We start from the raw sequence: 24106 nt of genomic DNA on the forward strand, positions 1-24106 counted from the left end.
GCCGGGAGCACTACTAGGTGCGGGGGCGACGGGGCGGAGCCGTGGTCCAGCGAGCGCTGCGGACCGGCCGCCAGAACGTCCGGTGGAGGAACAGCAGGCTCAGGAGCAGCAGGAGCAGGCCCACGGCCACGAACATGCCCACGAGCTGGGCGTCGTCGCCGGACGGGTCGTCGTCCCAGGCGATGGAGGCGAGGACCGGGCCGAGGACCGCGGCCGGGACGGCGACCCAGAAGAACAGGTAGGTCCGGATGACCTCGACGGCGCGGATGCGGGACCGGCCGACGATCTCGTACTCGGTCGTCGTGCTGCTGCCCTCGATGGTGATCCTGCCTTGCCGTACGTAGTAGCGGCGCAGCGGGACCACCGGCAGGATGATCATCAGCCACTGGGTGGCGAAGAAACAACCGCTGTCGTCCGCACGGGAGTTGTGCAGCAGCATGGTGCCCATCGCGCTGTGGGTCCCCAGCGAGGGCGGCCTGGCGTCCGACGGCAGGGGGTACACGGGATCCGGCATGCCCCGCAGGATATGCGCACCGGCGGGGACGCGTCCCCGTCTCGGCGCTGCCGGCCGAGCACCCCGATCTCCTCGTGCACCGGTGTCGTTGTCGTGCCCCCCGGGAGGCGGGGGCGGTCATGACAGGTCTCCGACGGCATCGGCGTAGTAGACGGACTCGGTGAGGTGGCGGGCGAGTTCGCGGAAGCTCCAGCCCTCGCCGGGTGAGTCGTCGAGCTGTTCGTCGGTGAGCGCGTCGAGGCGGTTGGCCCAGACGCGGGCGAGCCGGGTGAGGCGGCTGCGGGCCTCGTCGAGGTCCTGCGGGGTGAAGGGGGCGAGGTCGGCCCCGGTGGTGATCAGGGAGGCGTGCCAGTGGTCGGGCTGGGGGTCCTCACCGGCGAGCCGGGCCTCCATCTCCGCGAGGTGGTCGACGAGGTGGTCGGCGACACGGCGGATCGCCTTGTGCGGGGTGTGGACGCGGCCGTCGGCGTGCGCGGGTTCGCCGTCCCAGCGGGTCCAGGTGGCGGCCAGCGCGAGGACGTGGTCGACCATGCCGGTGACGGCCGCGGAGGGGGCGGAGGTCTGCGTGTTCTCGTTCATGCGGCAACGCTAGGAGCGGGACGCTTCGGTGCCGGCCGAACCGTCCGGGGGCGCGGGCGGGCCTGGGGCGCCCCGGTTCCGGTCGGAGCGCCCCAGGGGTTCATCCCACCCTGACCGCGCCCTCGGGCACCAGACGCAGGTCCAGCAGTTCCTGGCGGACCAGGTCCGCGTACACGGTGGCGCCGTGCACGGAGGTGTGCGTGTTGTCCCGTTTCTCGTTGTAGAGGTACAGCGCCTTGGAGCCCTCCACGCCGAGGGACTCCACCAGTTCCTTGGTCCGCGCGGTGAGGTCGATCAGCGGTACGTCCCGGTCGGCGGCGACGGAGCGGATGACGGCCGGGTGGTCGACGCCGAGCCCGTTGACCAGCAGGGCCGTGCCGTTGTCCAGGGTGCCGTCGGCGTTGAACCAGCGTCGCACGACCGGGGTCACGAGGACCGGCTCGCCGCCCCGCTCCCGCACGCCCGCCACCAGGGATTCGAGGCCTGCCCGGTAGGTCGCCCCGTCGGTGGTCTTGTCGTTGTGGGCGAGCTGGATCAGGACGAGGTCACCGCGCCGGATCAGTGGCCGGACGGTGTCCCACAGGAGCGGGTTCCCGAGATAGCTGACCGTACTCTCCCCGGAGTCCGCGTAGTTGGCCACGGACAGTCCCTTGCGCAGGTACTGGGGCAGTCGCTGGCCCCAGCCGGAGTACGGGTCGCCGGGCTGGTCGCAGACCGTGGAGTCGCCGACCAGGAGGATCTGCCGGGCGTGCCGGGCCGGGGTGACCCGGATGCCGGCGAGTGCGGGCGCGGTCCCGCCGACGGTGAGGTCGAGTCCGGGTGTGCCCTCGGCGCCGAGGGGTTCGCCCTCGGGTGTGCGGACGTTCACGGTGAAGCTCCGCACGACGCGTTCCCCGGCCGGTGCGGCGGTCTCCGGGAGGAGGGCGCGCCGGGTCTCGCCGCCGAGGGCGGTGCTGGACGCCCGGTCGCCGCCGAGGGTGACCCGCACGTCGTAGGTGCCGGGCGGCAGGTCGAAGTGGCAGGCGGTGGCCGTGCAGTTCTCGATGCCCGGGGCGGGCGGACGCTCCTTGTGCTGCTGTGCCTGGGCCTGGGCCGGTACGGCCGACAGGCCGATGCCCAGGGCCAGGGCCGTCGTCACGACGGCCCGGACGGGTGCGCGGCCCGGTCTCATGTCCCGCGTGTCCACTGCTGGTTGGTCCCTCCGTTGCAGGTGTGTGTGATGATCGCGGCGGAGTCGGCGGTGGACGCGCCGTTCACGTCCAGGCACTCGCCGGTGGCGCGGGACCTGATGGTGACGTAGGAGCCCGTGGTGGTGACCGACCACTGCTGGCCGGCCGCGGAGGCGTCGCAGTCCTCCTGCGAGACGGTGCTCGCGTTCTCCCGCACGCACAGGCCGCTGTTGCGGACCACCAGTTGGTGGTGGCCGCCGCCGACGGACTTGAACCAGTACTTCTGGTTGCCGCCGCCGTTGCACCCGTACTGCTTGATCTGGGTGCCCTGCCAGAGCGACTGGCTGGTCACGTCGGCGCACTTGCCGCTGTGCCGGGCGATCAGCGTGTGGTACGTGGCGGCGGTGCCGTCGACCGTTCCGGCGGCCGTGTCGACGGTGACCTCGGGCGACCAGGACAGGGACATCGACGTGGCCGACGGGAAGGTCAGCGGCAGCCACACGTACCGGGAGTCGTTGACGGTCCCGCCGAAGGAGTTGCCCCAGCGGTCGCCCAGGTACAGGTACGAGGTGCCGGAGGAGCCCTGCACCGGCAGGACGTACGCGGTCTGTGAGCCGTAGGCGGTCGAGTCGCCGACGTCGCGCATCGCCGACCAGGGGCCGGAGAGGCTGGTGGCGGTGGCGTACCGCTGCTGGTTGGGGTTCCAGCCGGTGGCGCCCGAGGTCAGCATGAAGTAGACGCCGCCCCGCTTGAACAGGGCGGGTGCCTCGCGGTGGCCGCCGGGCCAGGGGTTGGCGACCAGGCTCGCGATGCCGGTGTAGTCGGCGGTGAGCCGGTAGATGTGCAGGTCGTAGTTCTCGCGGGCGGCGGAGACCATGTAGCCGGCGCCGTCGGTGTCCGTGAAGACGGTGATGTCGCGGGACATGTGCTGTCCCAGCGGCCGGAAGCTGCCCCGCCAGGTGTAGGCGCCGTCCACGGTGTCGGAGACGGCGACGGCGGCGCGGGCCTCGCTGTAGTCGCTGCCGTTCTCCTTGTGCATCCACATCACGAACTGGCCGGTGGCCGCGTTGTACATGACCTTGGGCCGCTCGATGTTGGCGGTGGCGAGCTCCGGGTGGCTGTCCTCGGTGAGGACGTGGCCCCGGAACTCCCAGTTCTTCAGGTCGGTGGAGCGGTGGGCGTCCACGTAGCGGAAGGTGTTGTCGGCGTTGCGGTGCTCGCCGAACCAGTAGTAGTACGCGCCGACCTTGAGGACGCCGCCGCCGTGGGCGTGTACGGGGCTGCCCGAACGGTCGGTGAACTGCGTGCCGTTGGCGATGGTCTGCGGGGCGGCCTGCGCGGGCCCGGCGGTGGCCAGGGCGCCGGCGAGCGCGAGACAGAGGGCGAGCAGTACGGCGTACGCACGTCTCATGTCACGCCCCCGCGGTGTCGGCCACGGGGACGCCGAAGTCGGGGGTGCCGTCCGGCTTCCAGCCGAGCTTCTGGATCCTGGTGTGCCGGTTGGGGTCGTGCAGCGGGTCGCCGACGATCTCCTTGTACTGGCGGGCGTGGTAGACGAGCACGTCGGTACGGCCGTCCTCGGCGACCGTGAAGCAGTTGTGGCCGGGGCCGTACTGCTCGGTCGTGTCGTTGCTGGTGAAGACGGGGACGGGCGACTTGGCCCAGTTGGCGGGGTCCATGAGGTCGCTGTCCTCGTCGGCGGTCAGCAGTCCCACGCAGTAGTTGTGGTCGGTGGCGCTGGCCGAATAGGTCATGAACAGGCGGCCGTTGCGGTGCAGCACGTAGGGGCCCTCGTTGACCGCGAAGCCGACGCGTTCCCAGTCGTACTCGGGTGTGGAGAGCCGCACTTGGGGTCCGGTCAGGGTCCAGGGGTTCGCCATCTCGGAGAGCCAGACGGCGGTGTTGTTGTCCAGGCCGGGTTCGTGCTGGGCCCAGGCGAGGTAGCGGGTGCCGCGGTGGGCGAAGGTGGTGGCGTCCAGGGAGAAGGTCTCCCACGCGGTTCTGATCCGCCCCTTCTCGGTCCAGGTGCCCTTGAAGGGGTCGGGGTGGGCGTTCTCCAGCACCCAGATGCGGATCGCCCACACGTCCTCGGCGGGCGCGGCGGCGAAGTAGACGTACCACTTGCCGTCGACGCGGTGCATCTCCGGCGCCCAGATGTGGGCGCCCATGTCCCCGGAGGGGTGCGCCCGCCAGATCACGGACTCGGCGGCGCGGCCGAGCCCGCCCAGGGTGCGGGAGCGGCGCAGGATGATCCGGTCGTACTCGGGGGAGGTGGCGGTGAAGTAGTAGAAGCCGTCGGTGTGCCGGGTGATGTGCGGGTCGGCGCGGTTGGGGACGAGCGGGTTCACGTACGGGGCTGCCTTCGGGTGTGCGGCGGCGTCGGCCGCGGCGGGTGTCGCGGCGGCCAGGGCGCCCGCGGCGAGGGCGCCCTTCAGCAGGAGTCTGCGGGCGGGGGGCGGGGACGGGTCGGGCAGGCGGTCGTCGGCGGCGCGGCTCATGCGGTCTGCCTCTCGTGGGGAAGATGACATGCACTCGCTTTTCGGTATATCGAACGTCGTCTGAAACGACGAACGTCGAAAAGGTAAGGGCGTGTCACGGAGAGGTCAACGGGTCCGGCGGGACGTGACCGTCAGGGTCGCGCGGGCATGACGGTCCAGCCGGTGGCGGCCACCACGTCCCGCGCGATGTCCACGACGGACCGTCCGTCCGTCGCCACCCGTACCGTCCCCGCCGGGGCGCGCCGGTCCAGGAGCCGCGCCTTGCGGAGGCTCCCTTCCAGCTCCCGCTCCAGTTCCGAGCCGAGCTCCCGGCCCGTCAGCCGCTCCCGGGCGGTGGCGTCGGAGGCGGTGAGCAGGACCCGTACGATCCTCACCCCGGCCCCCATGGCACGCTCGAACATGCCCGTCGCCTCGGGCAGCACGCTCACGGTGTTCGTGTAGACCAGGCGCCGGTAGCCCCGCTGGGCGAAGTTGGCCCACACGGCGGTCAGATTGCTCTCGGTGATCTCCGAGCGGTGGGGGTCCCCCTCCGGTGCCGGATGCACCTGCCCCATGAAGTCGCCCTCGACGATCGCGTGGGAGACCTCCGCGGCACGCAGCAGCGCCGAAACCTCCCACGCCACCGTCGTCTTGCCGACTCCGGCCCGTCCTCCGATGAGCAGCGCCTCAGCCCGGTCCATGGGGGCAGCGTGCCAGCCGGCGGCCTCCTCCCGCGATCCGATATCGGTCCCGTCCCGGGAGGAGGCGCACGCGGGGCCCGGTCCTATCCGGCCGTGCGGCGCACGACGACCGTGGCGGAGCGCGGCCGGTCACCCGGCCGCAGTCCCGGCCAGCCGCTCACCGCGCGGGGGTCGCTCGCGTCCGGGGCGCCCCAGCGGGCGGTCCGCTCGCCGGGGTGCTGGATGTTGACGAAGAGCGTCCGCCCGTCCGGGGTGGCGTCCACCCCGGTGACCTCGGCGCCGCGCGGGGCGGTGAGGAAGCGGCGGACGGTGCCGGTCGCGACGTCCGCGGCCAGGAGGGCGTTGTTGCCGGCCTCCCGGTACGCGGCGCCGGGGCCGTTCAGCGCGTGACCGGAGATCCCCGTCGAGATCCACAGGGTGCCCCGCGCGTCGAACCACAGGCCCTTGGGCGCGAGGAAGGCCGCCTCGGGGGACCGCTGCTCCCCTGCCGACAGGAACTCCTCCCAGCGCAGCCCGTCACCGGCCGTCTCCCGCCACCGCACGACGCGCCCGTGGGGATCGGCGTCCCCCAGCCGCGGCACCGCGCTCCCGGTGCCCGAGTCCGAACACCGGGCCGTGCCGTTGCCGCCCGCGAGCGCCAGGTAGACGTGGCCGTCGACGGGGCTCACGGCGACCCGCTCCGGCCGGTTCAGCGCGGTGGCGCCCAGGGCGTCGGCGGCGAGCCGGGCGCGTACCAGCACGTCGGCCTGGTCACGCCACCCCGCCTCACGGGTCAGCGGGCCGTGCCCGTGCCGCAGCGGCAGCCAGGCCCCGGTGCCGTCGGCGCGCAGCCGCGCCACGTAGAGCGTGCCGTCGTCCAGCGGGCTCCGGCCGCCCCCGCTCACGTACTTGTACAGGTGGCCGCCGTCCACGGCGTCGGTGCTGTAGACGACGGCACGGCCGGCGCTCCCGGTCACCGTCGCGCCGCCGTGCGCGAAGCGGCCGAGGGCGGTCCGCTTGACCGGCGCGGAGGACGGGTCGCGCGGGTCGAACTCCACGATCCAGCCGAAGTGCCGGGGGCTCGCCTCCGGTCGGGACAGGTCGAAGCGCGGGTCCGAGCGGTGCCACGGGTGACCGAACCCGGTGGCGGACAGCCCGTAGCGGATGTCCTCCTCGGTGCGCCGCCAGGCCGGGTCGTCCGTGCCGAAGCAGGCCCGGAAGTCCTCCTCCGCGGCCAGACACGTCCCCCAGGGCGTGACGCCGACACCGCTGACGGCCGGCACACCGCGCGGGTCGCCGTCGACCGCGACCGGACCGGAGAACCGGGTCGGCGTGTCCGCCGTGATCCTGCGGCCCAGCGCCGAGCCCACGGTCCTCCAGGTCCCGCCGGACTCCCGCACCTCGACCACGGTGACCCCCTGGGCGGCCATGGCCGTACGGGGGTCGTCGCCCAGCAGCGCGGGATCGGCGCTCTCGTGGCCGATGACCAGCAGACCGTGCCGGCTCGCCGCGGCACCGTCCGCCAGGGGGACGTACCGGATGCCGTGATGGTGGCTGCCGACCTGCCGCGCCTGCGCGGTGGAGCCGTCCGCGTCCGTCCCGGACGTGCGTATCCGCTGCCCCCAGGGGGCGATGACGTCCGCGCGGTACCCGGCGGGGACGGTGACGGCGTCCGCCTCACTGGCCGCCACGGGTTCGAACCGTGACGACGGCGGGCGGCTGGTCCCTGCGGCCGGCCGCCGCGCGGAGCCGTCGGCCGCCGCGGCGCCGGGTGCCCCGACGGCCAGCAGTCCGGTGGCGGTCAGCGCGCCGTACGCGACCACACCGCGCCGCGACGGGCCCCCCGCCGCCTCCGTCCCGTTGCCCGGCGCGTCGTTGCCCGGCGCCTCGTTGCTCCACGCTCCGTCACGCATCAGAACCTCCCCTGGTTGAGAGCCGTCTGCAGGGCCCGGGTGGTGCCCGCTCCCCAGTCGCCGTCGACGGTCAGACCGGCGCCGGTCATCTTGTTGAGGTGCCGCTGCATCGCCTTCACGGTGGCCTCACCGATGTCGCCGTCGACGACGAGGCCCGCCCCCGCCCAGGTGTTGAGGTGCTGCTGGAGGGCGCGCTTGGAAGCCGGCCCCCACTCCCCGTCGGCGGTGACCCCGATCGCGCGCTGTGTCGCGGTGATCGTCGCGGGTCCGAACTCCCCGTCGACCGAAAGGCGTTCCCCGTCGGTGTAGGCGGTGTACGCCGCCTCGGTGGCGGGTCCCCACATTCCGTCCGCCGCCGCGCCGACCTTGGTCTGCAGCCACTTCACCCCCGCCTCGGTGAGCGGCCCGAAGACGCCGTCCACGTCCAGCGGCGGGGTGTGGCCCAGGCCGTTGACCGCGCTCTGCTGGGACCGCACGGAGCGGATCGTGGTGATCCCGCCCCCACCGAAGTTCGGTGACCCGGTGTACGTCGCGTAGGCCTGCTCGGTGTCGGGTCCCCACAAACCGTCCGGCGCGGTGCCGACCTTGGTCTGCAGCCACTTCACCCCCGCCTCGGTGAGCGGCCCGAAGCTGCCGTCCACGTCGAGCGGCGGGGTGTGACCGAGACCGTTGACCGCGATCTGCTGCGCGGCGATGGAGCGGATCGCCGCGTACCCGCCCCCGCCGCCGCCCCTGCCGATGTACGCCACGTACGCCGCCTCGGTGAGCGGCCCCCACAACCCGTCGGGATCCGTACCGACCTTGGTCTGCAGCCATTTGACCCCGGCCTCGGTGAGCGGGCCGAAGCTGCCGTCCACGTCCAGGGGCGGGGTGTAACCGAGGCTGTTGACGGCCCGCTGCTGGGCGGAGACCGAGCGGACGCTGACCAGTCCCGTTCCGGGAGTGCCCGGATCACCGCCTCCGATGGGCAGGGTCGACCCGCTCATCCCGTTGATCACCCACAGCCGCAGCTCCGAGCCGGGGCACTGGGTGGAGGCCAGCGCCCCGTGGTAGGTGGCGTCGAGGACCTTGTTCGTCCGTTCGTTGGCGGCGTGGTAGAGGCTGCGGATCGCGTTCTTGGCCGCCGTCGTGGCATCGCCGTCCACGCCGATGAAGCACACCCCGAAGTGGGTGGTGTTGTGCCCGGTGATGTGCGCGCCCAGGTTGTCCCAGCCCCGCCCCTCGTAGATCCGCCCCTGCCAGTCGACGAGGAAGTTGTAGCCGATGTCGTCCCAGCCGTTGGAGTCCATGTGGTAGTTCTGGATCGCCCGCACGGTCTGGTACTTGTTCGCGGCGGAGTAGTGCACGGCGAAGCCGATGCGCTGCCCGTACGCCACCTTGACCACGTCACGGGGAGGGCGCGCTCCCCACTCCGAGCGGGAGATGACGTCGAGCCGGGCGGGGGCCGACTGGCTCGGCATGCCCGGGTCGATGGCCGACCCCGTCTTCGCGTACTCCGTGAGGTTGCCGGGGCAGTCGGTGTCCGGGTTGTTCTTGGAGTGGGGGTAGATCGCGTCGCCGGCCTTGCGGTTGTCGGGGACGGCGGTGCGCAGATGCCAGATCAGGTCCTTGATCGCGTTCTTCATCGCGGACGTCGGCTGCTGGTACTTCCAGAGCAGGCCGCAGATGGAGTAGTAGCCGGTGTTGCGTCCGACGTCCCCGTAGCCCTCTTCCCGGATGTATCCGGGCGAGTTCGCCTCCCCCCGTTGCAGGCCGCGCCCTTCGTAGACGTGTCCGTGCGGGCACACCAGGAAGTTGTACTCGATGTCCTCGAAGTCCTCGGCGTATTCCTTCGCCCACACCTCGGCGATGTCGCGGCGGCAGTCGTCCTCGGAGTTCAGGACGGGAGGGACGAGCCCGCGGTGGTGGATGAACACGCCGCCCTTCCACGGTGTCCACGCGCGGCCGGTGTTCAGCGGGCCCATGCCGGCCTGCGCGACGATGGCCTCCTCCGCCGCCCGGTAGGGGAACTCGTAGTTCCAGTAGACGGTCGCGGCTCTGTCCGCGATGAGTTCCGCTCCCGTCGACGTATCAGGGACATGGGCGGCCCAGGTGGACCGGCGCAGGATGGTGACGGCCATGGCGGCTCTCTCCAGTGAACGGTGGGCACAGGGGCATACCCGGCCAACGTTCGCCGCAACTCCACCACCACGCCACACCTTTGAGGCTGGACGCAAAAGCCCAGGTGGGGCGATGTCGGTGAGGTGAATTCGGAGCATGCGGCGCCCCCTCGTGTGCTGGGCCTTTTCGGCAGGGCGCAAAGGCCTGGCCGGCCAGGCCGGTCGCAGGAACGCTGAAGCGGCAGACCGGTGCGCCGACCACATCCGCACCAACAACAGGAGGGGAACCATGCACCGAGGCCGCCTGCCTCGTACCAAGGCCGCTCTCTTCTCGGGAGCCGTCACCGCGAGTCTCCTGGTGGGCGCGGTCGCCGCCGCGCCCACCGCGTCCGCCGCCTCCTATCCGACGTGCAACGGCGTCAAGGAGAAGGCGCTGGACGCCGGGGCGACGACGGTCCTGCAGCCGTACTACAAGGGCACGGGCAGCAGGAACTGCGAGCTGCGGAAAGGCGACTCCGGGCCGGCCGTCGAGGAGTTGCAGTTCAACCTGATCCACTGCCACGGCAAGAACACCGGCGGCACCGACGGCATCTACGGGGACCTGACGCGGCAGGCCGTGAGGGAGGTCCAGGCCGCGGCGAGGATCGGCGTGGACGGCATCTACGGGCCGGAGACCCGCAAGGCGATGAAGTGGTACTACTACATCAACGGCGACCCCGGCCGTAACTGCGTCAAGGCGGGCGTCTAGCCCACGTCACCCCGGTCCCGGCGGGACCGGGGTGACGTACGGTCTCCGGCCCTCCGCGGTCAGGGCCTTCGGGCCGCCACAGGCGTGAAGGTCCCCATCCGGTCCCCTTCCGGCTGGACGACGCCGTACGTCCCCTCCGGGACCGCGTTCCAGGCGCCGGGCAGGTCGCCCAGGGGTTCGGAGACGATGAGGCGGGCGTCGTCGGACATCTCGCGCAGGAAGGCCAGGTCCGGGTGGAGGGAGCGCAGGGTGTCCACGCGGGTGCTGTAGAAGAGCGAGCGCGACTCCTTCTGGCTGGAGTAGCGGAACGCCCACAGGCGCACGCCGTCGGTCACCGCGACCGTCATCTGCAGCGGGAACTCCACGCCGTGCTCGTGGCCGACGCGTTCCACCAGGCCGGCCATCCGCGCGACGGCACCGGGCGGATCCTCCTCCAGACCGAGGGTCAGCGAGAGGTAGAACATCATCTCCGAGTCCGTGGAACCCTCGACGTACGGGAACAGACCCGGCTCGACGGACAGCGCGAGGTCGCGTCTGACGAGGTGGAACTCGGCGATCGCCCCGTTGTGCATCCACATCCAGCGGCCGTGCCGGAACGGGTGGCAGTTGGTCTGCTGCACCGCCGTGCCGGTCGAGGCCCGGATGTGGGCGAAGAAGAGCGGCGAGACGACGTGCTCGGCGATCTCCCGCAGGTTGCGGTCGCTCCAGGCCGGTCCGATGTCCCGGACGACCGCGGGGCTGTCCTTGTCCGGCACGTACCAGCCCACGCCGAACCCGTCACCGTTGGTCGTCTCGACGCCCATCTTGGCGTGCAGGCTCTGGTCGATCAGTGAGTGGGCCGGCCTGTAGAGGATGCTGTCGAGCAGGATGGGAGTGCCCGAATAGGCGAGCCAACGGCACATCGTCCACCGCCTTCCCGGTCAACGGTCACAACCGCCGTTCCAGGGTCCGTCGTCGCGCCGGCCCAGCGCGAGCCTCGTCACCCGCGGCCAGTCGGGTGCCCCGTTCCCCGGCCGCGTACCCACCGCACCCCGCGGGACGCGCACCCGCAGCGCCCCGGGCACGATCCGGCACACCACGGGAACCGGCAGCAGCACGTGCTCCCCGTCCACGCCGGCCGGGACGACCGGGGTGTCCGCCTCCACGACGACCTCGTCGGCGGTCAGCCGCAGCAGGCCGGCCGCGCGGGGGCCGCGTGCCATCCCGGCGGCCCGCACCGCGCTCTCGACCCGCACTCCCAGCACCCCGAGCCGTCCGGAGTCCAGCCGCTCCCGGCGCCCCGGCCGGGAGGCGTCGACCACCCGCAGATACGGGTTGTTGCTGACGAGCAGTGCCTGCAGCCCGTCCGCCCGCGTCCCGGCGGCCCGCATCCGCAGCCGGGGCGCCGACGGGCCGGACAGCAGACCGGGCAGCGTCCGGAGCGTGGTCCGCCGCTTCTCCTCCCGGTACGCGGGATCGCCCACGACCGCCGCGTACGTGCCGAAGGAGGCGTTGTTGACGAAGACCCGGCCGGCGGCGAAACCGAGGTCGACCCGGAGTTCGACGCCGTCCGTCAGGGCGTCGAGGGCCTTCGCCGGGTCGTCCCGGTCGAGACGGAGGTCGAGCGCGAAGTGGTTGCGGGTGCCGGCCGGGATCACCAGGAACGGCAGGTCGTGGCGGGCGGCCACCTCCGCCACCAGCGCCTGGGTGCCGTCCCCGCCGGCCACCGCCAGCAGATCGGCTCCGTCGCGCACGGCGTCCTCGGCGAGCGCGGCCACGTCCTGGTGCCCGGCGCCGAGGAGCACCACCCGGACACCCGCCGCACGCGCCCGGTCCGCCAGCCGGAAGCGGTCCACCTTGCCGCCGCCGGAGCGCGGGTTCATCAGCGCCCAGGGACGGCGCGGCGGCTCGGCGGGCACCGGCTCGGCGGTCGCGGGCGCCACCGCGTTCCGCGCCGCGCCCACGGCCAGCGCCCACAGCGCCAGGGACACCGCGGCCGGCCCCAGCATCCCGCCCGCGGCGTACAGGGCGAGGACCGTCAGCGGTGCCGTCACGCACAGCACCGCGCCGACGATCCGCACCGCCCCGAAGTGGGAGAGCGTCCACCACAGTCCCACGGCCGCCAGGGCCAGTCCGGCGAGGCCGAGCAGCGCCCAGAGCACGCTGCGCAGGCCGGCGGCCACGAGCGGGACCAGGACGCCGGCCGCGAGGGCGAGGAGCGCCAGTCGCGCCCACCGGGCACCCCGGCGGCCGGTGGTCGGCACGGAGCCCGGCTCAGCGTTCCGCGCCGGTGTGCGCACGCGACACGCACAGCGCCCAGACGATGAACCCGGAGAAGGCGATCATCACGACGGACCAGACCGGGTAGTACGGCAGGGACAGGAAGTTGGCGATGATGATGAGCCCGGCGATCACCACGCCGGCGACGCGGGCCCACATGGCTTCCCGGGTCAGGCCGAGGCCGACGAGCACCGCGAGGGCGCCGAGCACCAGGTGGGTCCAGCCCCAGGCGGTGAGGTCGAACTCGAAGACGTAGTTCCGCGTCGTGACGAAGACGTCGTCCTCGGCGATGCCCATGATGCCCCGGAGGATGTCGAGCACTCCCACGATCATGAGCGTGACGGCGGCGAAGACGGTCAGGCCTTCGGCCCACTGCCCCTTGGCCGACGGGGCGTGCGCACCGGTCGCCGCGCGTGCGCCGTGTGTCGGATGTGTCGCTGTCATTCCGATGCCTCGATTCCGTGTCGTGTCCGTGTCCGTGTCGTGTGTTCAGCGGCTCGCGGAGGAAGCGAACGGGCCCGGGTGTTCCGCCGGGCCGTGGCCGCTCAGGACCAGTTCCTTCGCCCGGCGGAACTCGTCGTCCGTGATGTCTCCGCGGGCCTTGATCTCGGACAGCCGGGAGAGTTCGTCGACGCTGCTGGCGCGGCCGCCGGCGCCCCTGGCGGTCTCGCGGACGTAGCTGTCGAAGGCCTCCTGCTGTGCGCGCGCCTGGGCGATCTCGCGGCGCCCCATGTTCCTGCCGCGGGCGATCACGTAGACGAAGACGCCCAGGAAGGGCAGGACGACCGTGAACACCAGCCAGCCGGCCTTGGCCCAGCCGCTCAGGTCGTCGTCGCGGAAGATGTCCATGACGACCCGGAAGAGCAGGACGAACCACATGATCCACAGGAAGAAGACCAGTATGGTCCAGAAGGCGCTCAGCAGCGGATAGTCGTACGCGAGGTACGTCGCACCACTCATCTCGGTCCTCCGTTCCGGGCCTGCGCCCCGACGTGCGGTTGGGTGCCAGGCTCAGCCTGTACTCGGCGCGTGGCCCACTGCCTCACCCGGGACGGGTGATCCGGGCACGGCGCCGACGCGATGGGATGGGCCTCGGGGAAGTCGTCGCGCGCGGCACGGACGGGAGGCAGCGATGGCCGCAGGAAGTTCGTCCGGCACCCCCCTGAGCCCGGCCGAGCGTGCCGCCCGGGGCAAGGACGCGCGCAGCCGCGTCCCGCGCGCCTCCCACGGCCGGTTCGAGGCGGCCGGGGACCGGCCCGACCCCGTCGGCGTGATCGAGCGGCAGTCGGCGACCCGGCTGCCCGAGCTGGTGCCGGTCCGCCACGGCCGCATGCTCGAGTCCCCCTTCCGGTTCTACCGTGGTGCGGCGGCGATCATGGCGGCGGACCTCGGTCCGCTCCCGGACACCGGTCTGACCGTGCAGTTGTGCGGCGACGCCCACCTGCTCAACTTCCGCCTGCTGGCCTCCCCGGAGCGCCGTCTGGTCTTCGACATCAACGACTTCGACGAGACGCACGCCGGTCCCTTCGAGTGGGACGTCAAGCGACTGGCGGCGAGCTTCGCCGTCGCCGGCCGGGCGAACGGCTTCCCGGTCGGGAAGCAGAACGGCGCGGTGCGCGCCTGCGTGGAGGCGTACCGCCTGCGCATGCGGGAGTTCGCCGGGATGCGCACCCTGGACGTCTGGTACGCGCAGGACGACGCCGACCGGTTGCGGGAGCTCATGGCCTCGTCGATGAACCGTGCGGCCCGGCGCCGTACCGCCGGGGCGACGGAACGCGCCCGGACCCGCACGCATCTCCAGGCCTTCGCGAAGCTCACCCGTGTATCGGCGGACGGGCGGCGCATCGCCCCGGATCCGCCGCTGGTCACGCCGCTGCGCGACCTGCTGGACGATCCCTCCACCGAGGAGGAGGCGCTGCGCGAGGTCCTGGACGGCTACGCGCGCTCGCTGTCGTCGGAGCGCCGGCACCTGCTGGGGCGCTACCACCTGGCCGACGTGGCCCGGAAGGTGGTGGGTGTCGGCAGTGTCGGCACCCGCTGCTGGATCGTGCTCCTGCTCGGCCGGGACGACGGCGATCCCCTGCTGCTGCAGGCCAAGGAGGCGCAGGAGTCGGTGCTCGCGCCGTACACGGACGGCGCGCACCACGAGCGCTACGACAACCAGGGCCGCCGGGTCGTGGCGGGTCAGCGGCTGATCCAGACGACCAGCGACATCCTGCTCGGCTGGACGCACGCCGTGGGTCTCGACGGACGCCCCCGCGACTTCTACGTACGGCAGCTGCGCGACTGGAAGGGCATCGCCCGTCCGGAGACCATGGACCCGGGGCTGCTGCGGCTGTTCGCGCGGCTGTGCGGGGCGAGTCTGGCACGGGCCCACGCCCGGTCCGGCGATCCGGTCGCCATCGCCGCCTACCTGGGGCGCGGCGACCGCTTCGACCGGGCGCTCGCCGGGTTCGCGCAGGACTACGCGGACCGCAACCAGCGGGACTTCGAGGCGCTGGGCGAGGCCGTGCGGTCCGGCAGGGTGCGCGCCGAGAGCCCGTGACCCGCCGGCCGGGACCGTTACTCCGGCACCTGGCGCATCTCCACGACCCGCAGCCCCAGGGACTGACAGCGGGCCAGCAGCCCGTACAGGTGTGCCTCGTCGACGACGTGCCCGAACAGCAGGGTCTGACCGGACATCACGACGTGGTCGAGTTCCGGAAAAACCTCGATCAGCGGTTCCGAGAGATGTCCGTCGACACGGATCTCGTAGCGCATGGGCTGCTCCCCGGGTGGCCTGGGACAGGCGGGCCGCGCCCGTACCCTGCGATCGTCCGCCACCGGGCGGCGGCCCGGCTCACCCGGTACAGGTGAGGGACCGCCCGTCTCAGTGCTTCAGCCAGAGCTTGCACGAGAGGATCACCAGGCCGAGTACGAGGTTCACCACCGCCGACAGGGCCATCAGGCGCCGGCCGGCACCGGCCCGGCGGGCCGCCGCCACCGACCAGCCCACCTGCCCCGCCACGGCGACGGACAGCGCGAACCACTGGGTGCCCTGCACGCCGAGGCCGAGCACGGGACTGACGGCCACGGCGGCCGCCGGTGGCACGGCGGCCTTGACGATCGTCCACTCCTCACGGCACGCCCGCAGGACGACGTGCCGGTCCGGACTGCGCTGCGCCAGCCGCGCCCCGAACAACTGCGCGTGCACGTGCGCGATCCAGAACACCCCGCCGGTGAGCAACAGCAGCAGCACCATCTCCAGCCGCGGGAACGAGCCGAGCGTGCCGGCCCCGACGATCACCGAGGCCGCGAGCATGGATCCGTAGACACCGCCCGTGTAGTCGGCGTGCGCCCGGCGTTCGGCGGTGCGCGCGGCACGGCCGGGCGCGCGGTGCCCGGTGCCGGTCAACACGGGCTTCCCCCTCGTCACAGCAGGTCCAGCTCGCGGGCGCGGCGCACCGCCTCGTTGCGGCGGTTGACGGACAGCTTCCGGTAGACGCTCTTGAGGTGGGTCTTGACCGTGTTCACGGACACGTACAGGTCGGCGGCGATCTCCTCGGTGGACATGGTCAGGGCCAGCCGCCGCAGCACGTCGCACTCGCGTCCGCTCAGCTCCTCGACGACGGGGGGCGGCGGCTCCTGCCCGCGCGGGGACGCGCCGTTGCCGGGTGCGGGCCGGCCGGTCACCGGCCGGGGCGGCGACGCCGCGCCCAGGTAGCGCCGGATCCACGGCCCGGCCTCGGTGAAGGGCCTCCTCAGCCGCTCCCGGCGCGCCTCCGCCAGCGCCCGCGCCACGAGTCCGCGCGCGGTCGCGCCGTCCCCCGCCTCGTCCGCGGCCCGCGCCCGCACCAGCAGGGCCCGGACGGCCACGGCGGGACCGGCGCGCCCCTCCGGACGCGCCCGGTCGAGCAGTCGTACGGCCTCGGCGGCCCCGCCGGTGGCGAGCCGGACCCGCGCGGCCCCCACCACGCAGGCCGGCTGCTCGTCGGGCACCTCCCGCAGCAGCCCGGCGGCCGTCTCCGTACGTCCCTCGGCGAGGTGGGCGTCGGCCGCGACGAGCGCCGTCTGCCCGCGCGCCCACGGTGAGACGGCGTCGGCGGGCACCTGCGGTTCCACCGCCTTCAGCGCGGCCTCCGGATCGCCGCGCGCCAGATGCAGACGTGCGGCCGTCAGGGCGCGTCCGGCCTCCAGTACGGGGTCCCGCATCGCGGGGTGCGCCTCGGCCGACGTGTCGAGCAGGGCCTGGGCCTGCCCCAGCTCGTCACGGTCCACGGCGACGGCGGCCAGGACGAGCCGTTCGACACCGGAGCCGGACGGCCGGGGCAGCCCGAACCGCTCCGTCTCGGCGAGGGCCTCGCGGGCCTTGCGTTCGGCCCTGCCGAGCCAGCCGTCCAGATGGTCGATCAGGGCGAGCCGGCCGAGCGAGTCCTCGCGCGGGAGGGCCGTGGCCGCTCCCGGGGCGGAGTCCGCCACGGTGGACAGGGCGGCCCGCGCCTCCTCGAAGCGCCCGGCCCACAGCCGTGCGGAGCCGAGGTGGTCCAACAGCAGCGCGGTGAGTTCGGGATGCCGGTCCAGCAGCTCGGCGGGGACCGCTTCCCGCAGCCTCCCGGCCGCCCGCGCCGCGTCCTCCGCCCGCTCCGGCGCACCGGTCAGCCGGGCGGCCAGCACCTCCAGCAGGGCGCAGCTCAGCCGGGCCGCCGCCGCGTCCGCCGTGCCGTCGTGCTCCGCCAGCTCGTGCCGTGCGCGGCGCAGGTGGGTCAGCCCGCCGTCGATCTCGCACCGGGCCAGCCGGTCGGCCGCCCGCACCAGCTCCGGGGCCGCTCCCGTGCCCTCCCGCCCCATCCGGGAGAACAGCCCGGCCAGCGCGTCGGAGCGCGGCCCGGTGAAGAACTGGCCGATGGCGAGGTCGTCGACCAGGGCGTTCGCGGTGAACTCCCAGTCGTCGGCGGCGGCCCCGTGTCCGAGCGCCTCCGGAAGGTGTCCGGACCGCCGCAGCCACTCGGCGGCCCGCCGGTGCAGCTCGGGTTCCAGTCCGGGCAGGCGCATCCGCAGATGGGCGCGGAGGATCTCGGCGAACAAGGGGTGGAGCCGGTACAGATTGTGCCCGAGGTGCTCGACGAAGGCGTTGTCCCGGCTCAGCCGGGCCAGGATGGCCTCGGCGTCGTCGCGCCCCGTGACCGCGTTCGTCAGGCCGGGACAGAACCGGTCGAGCACGCTCACCCGCAGCAGCAGGTCCTGGGTCTCGGCGTGCTGCCGCTTGAGCACCTCCGCCAGCAGGAAGTCGGCGATCGTGCTGCGGTCCGCCTCGAACTCCTTGAGGTACACCTCCGGATCCGGGCTCTCCCCCGCCGCCAGCGCGCACAGCCGCAGCCCGGCGGCCCACCCCCGGGTGCGCTCCACCAAGGCGCTCACCGCGGCCGGGGGCAGCCGCAGCCCGTGCAGCTCCATCAGCTCGGCGGCCTCGTCGGGGGTGAGGGCCAGCTCGGCGCCCCTGATCTCCGTCAGCTCGCCCGCGGCCCGGTAGCGGTGCAGGGGCAGCAGCGGCTCGGTACGGGTGACGAGGACCAGCCGCAGCCCCGGCCCGGCGTGACGCAGCACGAACTCCAGCTGCTCGGCGATCTCCGGGGAGGTGACCCGGTCGAACTCGTCGAGCACCAGCACCACGGGCCGCTCCCGGACGCTCAGCTCGGCGGCGAGGCGGGCCCCCAGGGTGGGGCTCACGCGGTTCGCGTCCGCCGGGAACCCGACGCCGGCGGGCGGCGGGACACCGGCGGTGTGCAGGGCGCGCAGCAGGTAAGCCCAGAACATCCCGGGCCCGTCCCCGGCCGCCTCGGTGGTGAACCAGGCGACCGGCAGCCCGTCGCCCAGACGCTCCGCCCAGTCCGCGACGAGCAGGGTCTTCCCCGCACCCGCGGCACCGTTGACCATGGTCAGCGGAGTCCGCAGCCCCTGGTCGAGACGCCTGGTCAGCCGCTCCCGCCGCAGGTACGTCACCGGTCTCGCCGGAACGGCGAACCGGGTCCGCAGGAAGGGATCCCCGTGCGGGTCGGCGAGGGGTTCCGCGGCGGACGAACCGTCCCCTTCAAGCCCGGTCATGGCGCTCACCGCCTCTGTTCGGCTGCGGCTCCCTCTCAGCATCCCAGCACTGTGACCGGAGGGCGCGCCGTGAGGTGCCGCCTCGTCGAGGGCGCGGGCTCGCACACCCCCCTCCACGCACTCACCAGCACCCGGCTCCCACCTGCGGACAGTCCGGATACAACCCTTTCGGTCCGTCGCGAGTCAGAGACGTCACCACGGGGTGAGGGTCTGCGCACAACCGGACCACGGGAATGGCATACGATGCGCGCGACCCTCATAAAGATCACATAAGAGGATGCACACGCCATGGCAATCCGTGCCCCGCATCGTTCCCTTCGCGGCATATCCGCCGTTGTCGCCCTGCTCGCGATCGGCGCGGTGGGATGTTCGGAGGTGTCCGACGCCGTCGACAGCGCCAAGGACGGCGCGAAGAAGGTGGCCCGTCAGCGCTCGGTGTTCTCGCTGGACACCGGCGACTGCTACAACCCCAACGGCAAGGCCGAGGGGGAGGCGTACTCCGTCGAGGTCGTGCCCTGCGACGAGGCCCACGAGGGCCAGGTCGTCGGCGAGTTCGCGATCCAGAAGAAGGGCACGGAGTACCCCGGCGACGACGAGATCTCGGCGATCGCGGACGAGCGCTGCCCGGTCGAGGCGCAGAAGTACGCCCCGGACACCTGGGCGCTCCCCAAGGGCGCCGCCCTCTTCTACTACACCCCGACCAAGGAGAGCTGGGCGACCGGCGACCGCTCGGTGAGCTGCACCTACACCGCGGAGGGGGCCAAGCTCAGCGGCTCGCTGGACACCGCGAAGTCCCTCAAGCCCGAGCAGACGACGTACCTCACGGGTTCGAACGCGGTCTACAACGCCCTGTGGGCGAACCAGCCCGAGCAGGACACCGTCGAGGCCGACCTGGCCGGCTACAAGGCACAGGCCAAGGCCGTCGCCGCCGCCCTCGACACCCACCTCGAGGGCCTGGACGGCATCGAGGGCACCGAGGTCGGCAAGCTCCGCGCGACGCTGACGAAGGCGGCCGGGAACTGGAAGGAGGCCGCGAACGCCGCCGACGCCGACGCGTTCTACGTCGCCTACGACCCGGCGTTCACCGACATCGACCCGAACAAGTCGGTCGCCGCCCGCAAGGAACTGGGCCTGGCCACCACCGTCCCGGCCGACGAGGCGGAGATCTGGGCGGGCTGACACCCGCCCCCGTCGGCGAAGAGCCGGTCGCCACCCTGGTGTCAGTGCTCTGCGGCATGATGACCGCCGTGAACACCGAGACACTGACAGACGTCTGGCAGCGGCTCCTCGCCGACCCCCGCAAGTCGTGGGTGCTGTTCGAGCACGGCACTTGTGTCGTGCTGACCGCTCCGGAGGGAGAGCTCGCCGAACAGGCCACCGGGATCCTGCGGGGGTTCGGCCCGGCGCATGCCGGGTCCGCGGCGGGGGACTTCGGAGTGATCGCCCTCGAGGACGCCGAGGGATGGGTCGTCACCGGGCACCACGACGACGTCCTCACCTACGTCGGCCCCGATGAGCCCCAGGACCGGTCGGAGATCGCCGTCGGACTGCTCGGACGTTCCAAGCGCCACCGGGACGGCACCGAACTCCACGTCGTCCACGTCGAGGACAGGCGGGGCTCGGCGGACCCGGCGTGAGTACCCGCGCCTCACCGCCGGTGACCGCCGGGAGCGTTGCCGGACGTCTGCGATCGACCGCGCGGACGGGTTCTACCAGCGGCTCGGCTCCCTGCGGACGAGTCCCAGCTTCTCCGCCCCGTCCTTGCTTCCGCCGATCATCTCCGCGACGGACTTCGGGTCCGTGTTCCTCAACGACTCGATGATCTCGGCCGCGAGGGCCTCCGGGGCTCGGCCCCGTACGTCGATCACCAGGCCGAACTGCAGGGAAGGGTCCTCGAAGAAGTCCTTGCGAGCCGGGTGGGTGAAGGTCAGGCGCGCGGTGTCGAACTCCTTCAGCCAGGCTGTGCACCAGCCGGGCGCACAGTCCCACCGGCCCAGGACGGTCGGATCCGCGCGGAGTCGGTCGGCCACCAGCCGGGCCAGTGTCCGGGCCGGCCACTCCCAACTGTGGTCCTGCTCGGCTCGGGCGACCTCCCGGTCGTACTCCGCCGCGTCGAACCGGAGCTCCTGTGGCGGATCGCCCGGCATCGAGGACCGCCAGTCCTTCCAGACCACCTCCGCCCCGTCGCGCACGATCGTGGTGTACAGCCCGCCGCAGCACCCTTCGGTGCAGTACGCCTCGGCGAGCATGACCTCCCTCGGCTCGCCCGTGGCCCTGAGCCGCCCGTGGTGAACCAGCCGCTCGGGGCTTTCGGCGGGACCCTTGTCGAACGCGGCCGCGACGACCGGCATGCCGTCGACCACGACCCTGGCCTCCACTTGGGGGAAGCCGACCGGATCCGGATCGGGCACCACGACCCGGATCGCGAACCTTCCTTCCGGTACGTCGTTCCGGGGCACCTCGCTGAGGACCCAAGCGGCGCGCCGGGCCTCGACCGGGTCGTCGGAACGCGCACCGCGGCGCAGCATCTCGACCCACGGCCGGGAGGACAGCACGTGGTTGATCCGCTCGACGAGACCTCGGCGAAGCCCGCCGACCGCCGGGGCGGCCGGCCCCGTGCACAGGTCCTGGGCGACCATGGTCAGCACGGCGGCCCGCTGCAACGTCGCCGGTCGTCGGCCGGCGAGAGCGACCCACCGTCGACAGACGACCTCGGCTTCCTGATACCGGCTGATCTCGGACCGGTAGTTGCGCGTGCTGGTCATCGCGAGCAGGAGGTTGCCGGCCTGGTCCCAGAGGGCGTCGTCCGCCGTCGGCCGGCCGAGCAGCTCCGCCAGCCCGTGCTCCTCGGCGATCTGCCGCGCGTGGTCGCTGGACAGCAGGTCCCTGGGTGTCGACCGCACCCACTGGCGCACGATCGGATCCGCATGCGCGGTCAGCGCCCGGACGGCGAGAACCCGCGCGGGGCGTCGTGATCGTTCGGCGAGCCGGATGAGGTCGTGCGCCGCACCCGGTACCTTCGCGAGCGCCTCCACGGCGAGCCGGTCGGCGAAGCACAACAGCCCGACCGTCCTGACGGCCGGGACGTCGCGCTGTTCGGCATGGCCGCAGAGCAGTCCCAGTCCGACGAGGACCGCGCGCCGATCCCAGCCGTTCCTGACGAGCCACCGGGCCGCGTCGAGGAGCCGTTGCGAAGGTTCGGGCGCGAGCTCGCTCAGGACTCGGGTCACGTCCCCGGTGTCGACCGCCAGGCGAGTGCACCGGTCATGAAGATCCGCGGGTGACAGGGCCGTATCGCCGATGAACTCCCGCAGTACGGCGGTGAGGGCGAGCCTGCGTTCGGGAGGGGGAACACTGGGGTGGTCGCCGTCATCCGGCCAGGGACGGCCGCCGTCCGGCAGCGGTCCGTCCGGGAACAGCCGGGACAGTCGCCGCGCATGCTCGAACAGGGAGACCGGGCGGTCGAGCGCACTGCGCTCGTGGGCCACGCTCACCGGCCGGAAGAAAACTCGATTCTCTTCGTCATGCCCGGAACGGTACACGCCCGACGCCGCCGCTCGCGACGGACATCACCGCGCGGATCAGCACGCCCTTCTGGCCGACGGATCGCGGCGTACGGAACCACCTCGGCTAGCGTCGTCGGTATGAGCACCCCTCCCGCCCTCGCAGAGGCACTCGCGGACGGCACGGTCGTACTCGACGGTGGCATGTCCAACCAGCTCGCGGCGGCCGGACACGACCTGAGCGACGAGCTGTGGTCGGCCCGGTTGCTCGCCGAGGACCCCGAGGCGGTGACGGCGGCCCACCTCGCGTATTTCGAGGCGGGCGCGGACGTGGCGATCACGGCCAGTTACCAGGCCACGTTCGAGGGGTTCGCGCGGCGCGGGACCGGCCGGGAGGGGGCGGCCGATCTGCTGGCCCTGAGCGTGGAGTGCGCCCGGACGGCGGCCCGGCGGACCGGGGTGACGCGCCCCCTGTGGGTGGCGGCCTCGGTCGGCCCGTACGGCGCGATGCTCGCGGACGGCTCGGAGTACCGGGGCCGGTACGGGCTGAGCGTGGCGGAGCTGGAGCGCTTCCACCGCCCGCGCATGGAGGTCCTGGCGGAGGCCGCCCCGGACGTACTCGCCCTGGAGACGGTCCCCGACACGGACGAGGCCCAGGCCCTGCTGCGTGCGCTGCGCGGTCTGGGCGTACCGGCCTGGCTGTCGTACTCGGCCTCCGGCGACCGCACCCGCGCCGGCCAGCCGCTGGAGGAGGCCTTCGCGCTGGCCGCAGGGGCGGACGAGGTGATCGCGGTCGGCGTGAACTGCTGCACGCCGGAGGACGCGGACCACGCCGTCGCCCTCGCCGCCCGCGTCACCGGCAAACCGGTCGTGGTCTATCCCAACAGCGGCGAGACGTGGGACGCCGGGGCGCGGGCGTGGACGGGCCGGTCGACGTTCAGTGCCGGGCGGGTGAAGGGCTGGCGTGAGTCGGGGGCCCGGCTGATCGGAGGGTGCTGCCGGGTGGGACCGGGGACGATCGCGTCGGTGGCGTCGGCGCTGCGGACCCCGTAGCGAACTCGCACCAGACGACCTTCCCCGGGGTCCCGCTCCCCCACGCCCCACTCGTCCGCCAGCGCTCTCGTCGGGCTCGTCCTGCGGTACGGCGGGCACACCGCCCCCGCTGTCGCGCGCCTCGACGCGGACGCCGTCGGCGTACGGCAGGAGGCGGAGGAGGAATCCACGGCCGGGCGGCACGCCGTGCAGCAGCGCGTCGGTCGCCAATTCACTGACGCACGGCAGCACATCGTCCGTGCGCCCGCGCACACCTTGGTCCTCCAGCGCCCGGCGCGCGAACGCCCGTGCACCGGGCACGGAACGACGCCCACGTCCGAAGAAACACTCACGTGGGGAGGTGTACGTCGACCAGTTGCGGCATCTGCGGCAGCTCGCCGAATTTCCGGGCTTCACCTTGCGGGTTCTGCCCTTGGGACACACCGCACACGCAGCCCTCGACGGCCCGTTCGTGCTGCTGGAAACCCCCGAACATCAGCGGCTCGCCCACACGGAGAACCAACGCGGCAGCCGACTGATCGCCGATCCCGACGAGGTGGCGATCCTCACGCAGAAGTGGAGGACACGAGGGAATTGCCGGACCGTCTCCTGGGAGACCAATGGGCAGCACCGCACTTCGAGAGCGCTCCTGAACGGCGTCGCCTCAACTTCCTCCGTCCATGCCGCCCGTCACCACACGCCAGGCGCAAACCCGTACCGCGTCTGCGGCCTCTCGTCCGCGGCGACCCGGCTCATCCGACACCCCAGGGTGAAAGAGGTTCAGCGCACCCGAAGAGGTGTCGTGATTACGCCAACTCCCAAGACCCGCGCCGCCCGACAAGCTATGCACGATTAAGCTGATGTCGCTGTTTCGGCACGCAGACATAATCCCCGTCCTTTTCCCGAATCGCCGGACGGGTCCTGGTGCCGATCGGTTCGGGATATTCCTGCAATACCTTCGACCGGTCGCGCGCCGGCGTCGTGACGCATGTCCAGTCGGAACAATGTCACCCACTCGCGGTCAACCGCGGGAAGATTCACTCATGGAGGGT

The 24106-nt window shown here is 72.6% G+C and carries 22 protein-coding genes; 6 read left to right on the plus strand and 16 right to left on the minus strand.

The genetic code is table 11. From position 1 onward, the window contains the following. Nucleotides 1-13: 13 nt before the first annotated feature. The 8 genes from ACZ62B_RS12405 to ACZ62B_RS12440 all read right to left on the minus strand — a co-directional run bounded on the left by ACZ62B_RS12405 (nucleotide 14) and on the right by ACZ62B_RS12440 (nucleotide 9452). On the minus strand, nucleotides 14-514 hold the full coding sequence (locus ACZ62B_RS12405; RefSeq protein WP_344556365.1) for a hypothetical protein: 501 nt from the start codon (nucleotides 512-514) through the stop codon (nucleotides 14-16). 117 nt (nucleotides 515-631) lie between these two features. Next, on the minus strand, nucleotides 632-1093 hold the full coding sequence (locus ACZ62B_RS12410) for a hypothetical protein (protein WP_344556366.1): 462 nt from the start codon (nucleotides 1091-1093) through the stop codon (nucleotides 632-634). Nucleotides 1094-1193: 100 nt separating this feature from the next. Continuing rightward, nucleotides 1194-2264, minus strand: coding sequence for a rhamnogalacturonan acetylesterase (locus ACZ62B_RS12415; protein WP_344556367.1), 1071 nt, complete (start codon nucleotides 2262-2264; stop codon nucleotides 1194-1196). Further along, nucleotides 2261-3673, minus strand: coding sequence for an RICIN domain-containing protein (locus ACZ62B_RS12420; RefSeq protein ID WP_469690154.1), 1413 nt, complete (start codon nucleotides 3671-3673; stop codon nucleotides 2261-2263). The genes ACZ62B_RS12415 and ACZ62B_RS12420 overlap by 4 nt, the downstream gene beginning before the upstream one ends. 1 nt (nucleotide 3674) lies before the next feature. Next, entirely contained in the window at nucleotides 3675-4760 is a 1086-nt protein-coding gene (locus ACZ62B_RS12425) for a glycoside hydrolase family 43 protein (protein ID WP_469690157.1), read from the minus strand. A gap of 131 nt (nucleotides 4761-4891) precedes the next feature. After that, nucleotides 4892-5440 (minus strand): AAA family ATPase, encoded by a 549-nt coding sequence (locus tag ACZ62B_RS12430; protein ID WP_344556373.1) that lies wholly within the window; start codon nucleotides 5438-5440, stop codon nucleotides 4892-4894. Between the two features lie 83 nt (nucleotides 5441-5523). Then, complete coding sequence (locus tag ACZ62B_RS12435) at nucleotides 5524-7332, minus strand: PhoX family protein (RefSeq protein ID WP_344556375.1); 1809 nt, start codon at nucleotides 7330-7332, stop codon at nucleotides 5524-5526. Then, the gene (locus tag ACZ62B_RS12440; RefSeq protein WP_344556377.1) at nucleotides 7332-9452 is read right to left on the minus strand and encodes a peptidoglycan-binding domain-containing protein; all 2121 of its coding nucleotides are present in this window, start codon (nucleotides 9450-9452) and stop codon (nucleotides 7332-7334) included. The genes ACZ62B_RS12435 and ACZ62B_RS12440 overlap by 1 nt, the downstream gene beginning before the upstream one ends. 268 nt (nucleotides 9453-9720) lie before the next feature. Here ACZ62B_RS12440 and ACZ62B_RS12445 point away from each other — a divergent pair, with 268 nt between their 5' ends. Beyond that, a complete protein-coding gene (locus tag ACZ62B_RS12445; RefSeq protein WP_344556379.1) occupies nucleotides 9721-10179 on the plus strand; it encodes a peptidoglycan-binding domain-containing protein in 459 nt (152 codons plus the stop codon). 59 nt (nucleotides 10180-10238) lie between these two features. Here the strand turns inward: ACZ62B_RS12445 and ACZ62B_RS12450 are convergent, their stop codons facing one another. From ACZ62B_RS12450 to ACZ62B_RS12465, 4 genes are read right to left on the minus strand one after another with little or no spacing between them, the layout of a single operon-like run. After that, nucleotides 10239-11081, minus strand: a complete 843-nt coding sequence (locus ACZ62B_RS12450) for a class II glutamine amidotransferase (protein WP_344556381.1) — start codon at nucleotides 11079-11081, stop codon at nucleotides 10239-10241. An 18-nt stretch (nucleotides 11082-11099) separates the two neighbouring features. Continuing rightward, a complete protein-coding gene (locus ACZ62B_RS12455; RefSeq protein ID WP_344556383.1) occupies nucleotides 11100-12422 on the minus strand; it encodes a diacylglycerol/lipid kinase family protein in 1323 nt (440 codons plus the stop codon). A 10-nt stretch (nucleotides 12423-12432) separates the two neighbouring features. Further along, complete coding sequence (locus tag ACZ62B_RS12460; RefSeq protein WP_344556385.1) at nucleotides 12433-12882, minus strand: DUF7144 family membrane protein; 450 nt, start codon at nucleotides 12880-12882, stop codon at nucleotides 12433-12435. Between the two features lie 45 nt (nucleotides 12883-12927). Next, the gene (locus ACZ62B_RS12465; protein ID WP_344556387.1) at nucleotides 12928-13398 is read right to left on the minus strand and encodes an SHOCT domain-containing protein; all 471 of its coding nucleotides are present in this window, start codon (nucleotides 13396-13398) and stop codon (nucleotides 12928-12930) included. A gap of 172 nt (nucleotides 13399-13570) precedes the next feature. Between ACZ62B_RS12465 and ACZ62B_RS12470 the strand changes: the two genes are divergently transcribed. Further along, the gene (locus tag ACZ62B_RS12470; protein WP_344556388.1) at nucleotides 13571-14983 is read left to right on the plus strand and encodes a DUF2252 domain-containing protein; all 1413 of its coding nucleotides are present in this window, start codon (nucleotides 13571-13573) and stop codon (nucleotides 14981-14983) included. A gap of 17 nt (nucleotides 14984-15000) precedes the next feature. Here ACZ62B_RS12470 and ACZ62B_RS12475 read toward each other — a convergent pair whose 3' ends face one another. The 3 genes from ACZ62B_RS12475 to ACZ62B_RS12485 all read right to left on the minus strand — a co-directional run bounded on the left by ACZ62B_RS12475 (nucleotide 15001) and on the right by ACZ62B_RS12485 (nucleotide 18519). After that, nucleotides 15001-15198, minus strand: a complete 198-nt coding sequence (locus tag ACZ62B_RS12475) for a hypothetical protein (RefSeq protein ID WP_344556390.1) — start codon at nucleotides 15196-15198, stop codon at nucleotides 15001-15003. A gap of 109 nt (nucleotides 15199-15307) precedes the next feature. Further along, entirely contained in the window at nucleotides 15308-15832 is a 525-nt protein-coding gene (locus tag ACZ62B_RS12480) for a hypothetical protein (RefSeq protein WP_344556392.1), read from the minus strand. Between the two features lie 17 nt (nucleotides 15833-15849). Next, nucleotides 15850-18519 (minus strand): winged helix-turn-helix domain-containing protein, encoded by a 2670-nt coding sequence (locus ACZ62B_RS12485; protein WP_344556394.1) that lies wholly within the window; start codon nucleotides 18517-18519, stop codon nucleotides 15850-15852. A gap of 288 nt (nucleotides 18520-18807) precedes the next feature. On the opposite strand from ACZ62B_RS12485, the gene ACZ62B_RS12490 reads away from it, so the two are divergent. Further along, nucleotides 18808-19698 (plus strand): septum formation family protein, encoded by an 891-nt coding sequence (locus tag ACZ62B_RS12490; RefSeq protein ID WP_469690161.1) that lies wholly within the window; start codon nucleotides 18808-18810, stop codon nucleotides 19696-19698. Between the two features lie 56 nt (nucleotides 19699-19754). Next, the gene (locus ACZ62B_RS12495) at nucleotides 19755-20156 is read left to right on the plus strand and encodes a hypothetical protein (protein ID WP_344556398.1); all 402 of its coding nucleotides are present in this window, start codon (nucleotides 19755-19757) and stop codon (nucleotides 20154-20156) included. A 72-nt stretch (nucleotides 20157-20228) separates the two neighbouring features. Here ACZ62B_RS12495 and ACZ62B_RS12500 read toward each other — a convergent pair whose 3' ends face one another. Continuing rightward, entirely contained in the window at nucleotides 20229-22013 is a 1785-nt protein-coding gene (locus ACZ62B_RS12500) for a hypothetical protein (RefSeq protein WP_469690163.1), read from the minus strand. 150 nt (nucleotides 22014-22163) lie between these two features. Between ACZ62B_RS12500 and mmuM the strand changes: the two genes are divergently transcribed. After that, nucleotides 22164-23075, plus strand: a complete 912-nt coding sequence (mmuM, locus tag ACZ62B_RS12505) for a homocysteine S-methyltransferase (protein WP_468879111.1) — start codon at nucleotides 22164-22166, stop codon at nucleotides 23073-23075. A 340-nt stretch (nucleotides 23076-23415) separates the two neighbouring features. Then, a complete protein-coding gene (locus ACZ62B_RS12510) occupies nucleotides 23416-23910 on the plus strand; it encodes a Scr1 family TA system antitoxin-like transcriptional regulator (protein WP_469690165.1) in 495 nt (164 codons plus the stop codon). Nucleotides 23911-24106: the final 196 nt, after the last annotated feature.

Source organism: Streptomyces sp. NPDC053426, assembly GCF_055585405.1.

Coding starts and splice junctions, on each gene's coding strand:
- ACZ62B_RS12410 (WP_344556366.1), bottom strand. CDS start 1,093: ATGAACGAGAACACGCAGACCTCCGCCCCCTCCGCGGCCGTCACCGGC.
- ACZ62B_RS12460 (WP_344556385.1), bottom strand. CDS start 12,882: ATGACAGCGACACATCCGACACACGGCGCACGCGCGGCGACCGGTGCG.
- ACZ62B_RS12420 (WP_469690154.1), bottom strand. CDS start 3,673: ATGAGACGTGCGTACGCCGTACTGCTCGCCCTCTGTCTCGCGCTCGCC.
- ACZ62B_RS12425 (WP_469690157.1), bottom strand. CDS start 4,760: ATGAGCCGCGCCGCCGACGACCGCCTGCCCGACCCGTCCCCGCCCCCC.
- ACZ62B_RS12470 (WP_344556388.1), top strand. CDS start 13,571: ATGGCCGCAGGAAGTTCGTCCGGCACCCCCCTGAGCCCGGCCGAGCGT.
- ACZ62B_RS12475 (WP_344556390.1), bottom strand. CDS start 15,198: ATGCGCTACGAGATCCGTGTCGACGGACATCTCTCGGAACCGCTGATC.
- ACZ62B_RS12450 (WP_344556381.1), bottom strand. CDS start 11,081: ATGTGCCGTTGGCTCGCCTATTCGGGCACTCCCATCCTGCTCGACAGC.
- ACZ62B_RS12445 (WP_344556379.1), top strand. CDS start 9,721: ATGCACCGAGGCCGCCTGCCTCGTACCAAGGCCGCTCTCTTCTCGGGA.
- ACZ62B_RS12490 (WP_469690161.1), top strand. CDS start 18,808: ATGGCAATCCGTGCCCCGCATCGTTCCCTTCGCGGCATATCCGCCGTT.
- mmuM (WP_468879111.1), top strand. CDS start 22,164: ATGAGCACCCCTCCCGCCCTCGCAGAGGCACTCGCGGACGGCACGGTC.
- ACZ62B_RS12495 (WP_344556398.1), top strand. CDS start 19,755: ATGATGACCGCCGTGAACACCGAGACACTGACAGACGTCTGGCAGCGG.
- ACZ62B_RS12440 (WP_344556377.1), bottom strand. CDS start 9,452: ATGGCCGTCACCATCCTGCGCCGGTCCACCTGGGCCGCCCATGTCCCT.
- ACZ62B_RS12415 (WP_344556367.1), bottom strand. CDS start 2,264: ATGAGACCGGGCCGCGCACCCGTCCGGGCCGTCGTGACGACGGCCCTG.
- ACZ62B_RS12435 (WP_344556375.1), bottom strand. CDS start 7,332: ATGCGTGACGGAGCGTGGAGCAACGAGGCGCCGGGCAACGACGCGCCG.
- ACZ62B_RS12430 (WP_344556373.1), bottom strand. CDS start 5,440: ATGGACCGGGCTGAGGCGCTGCTCATCGGAGGACGGGCCGGAGTCGGC.
- ACZ62B_RS12405 (WP_344556365.1), bottom strand. CDS start 514: ATGCCGGATCCCGTGTACCCCCTGCCGTCGGACGCCAGGCCGCCCTCG.
- ACZ62B_RS12485 (WP_344556394.1), bottom strand. CDS start 18,519: ATGACCGGGCTTGAAGGGGACGGTTCGTCCGCCGCGGAACCCCTCGCC.
- ACZ62B_RS12465 (WP_344556387.1), bottom strand. CDS start 13,398: ATGAGTGGTGCGACGTACCTCGCGTACGACTATCCGCTGCTGAGCGCC.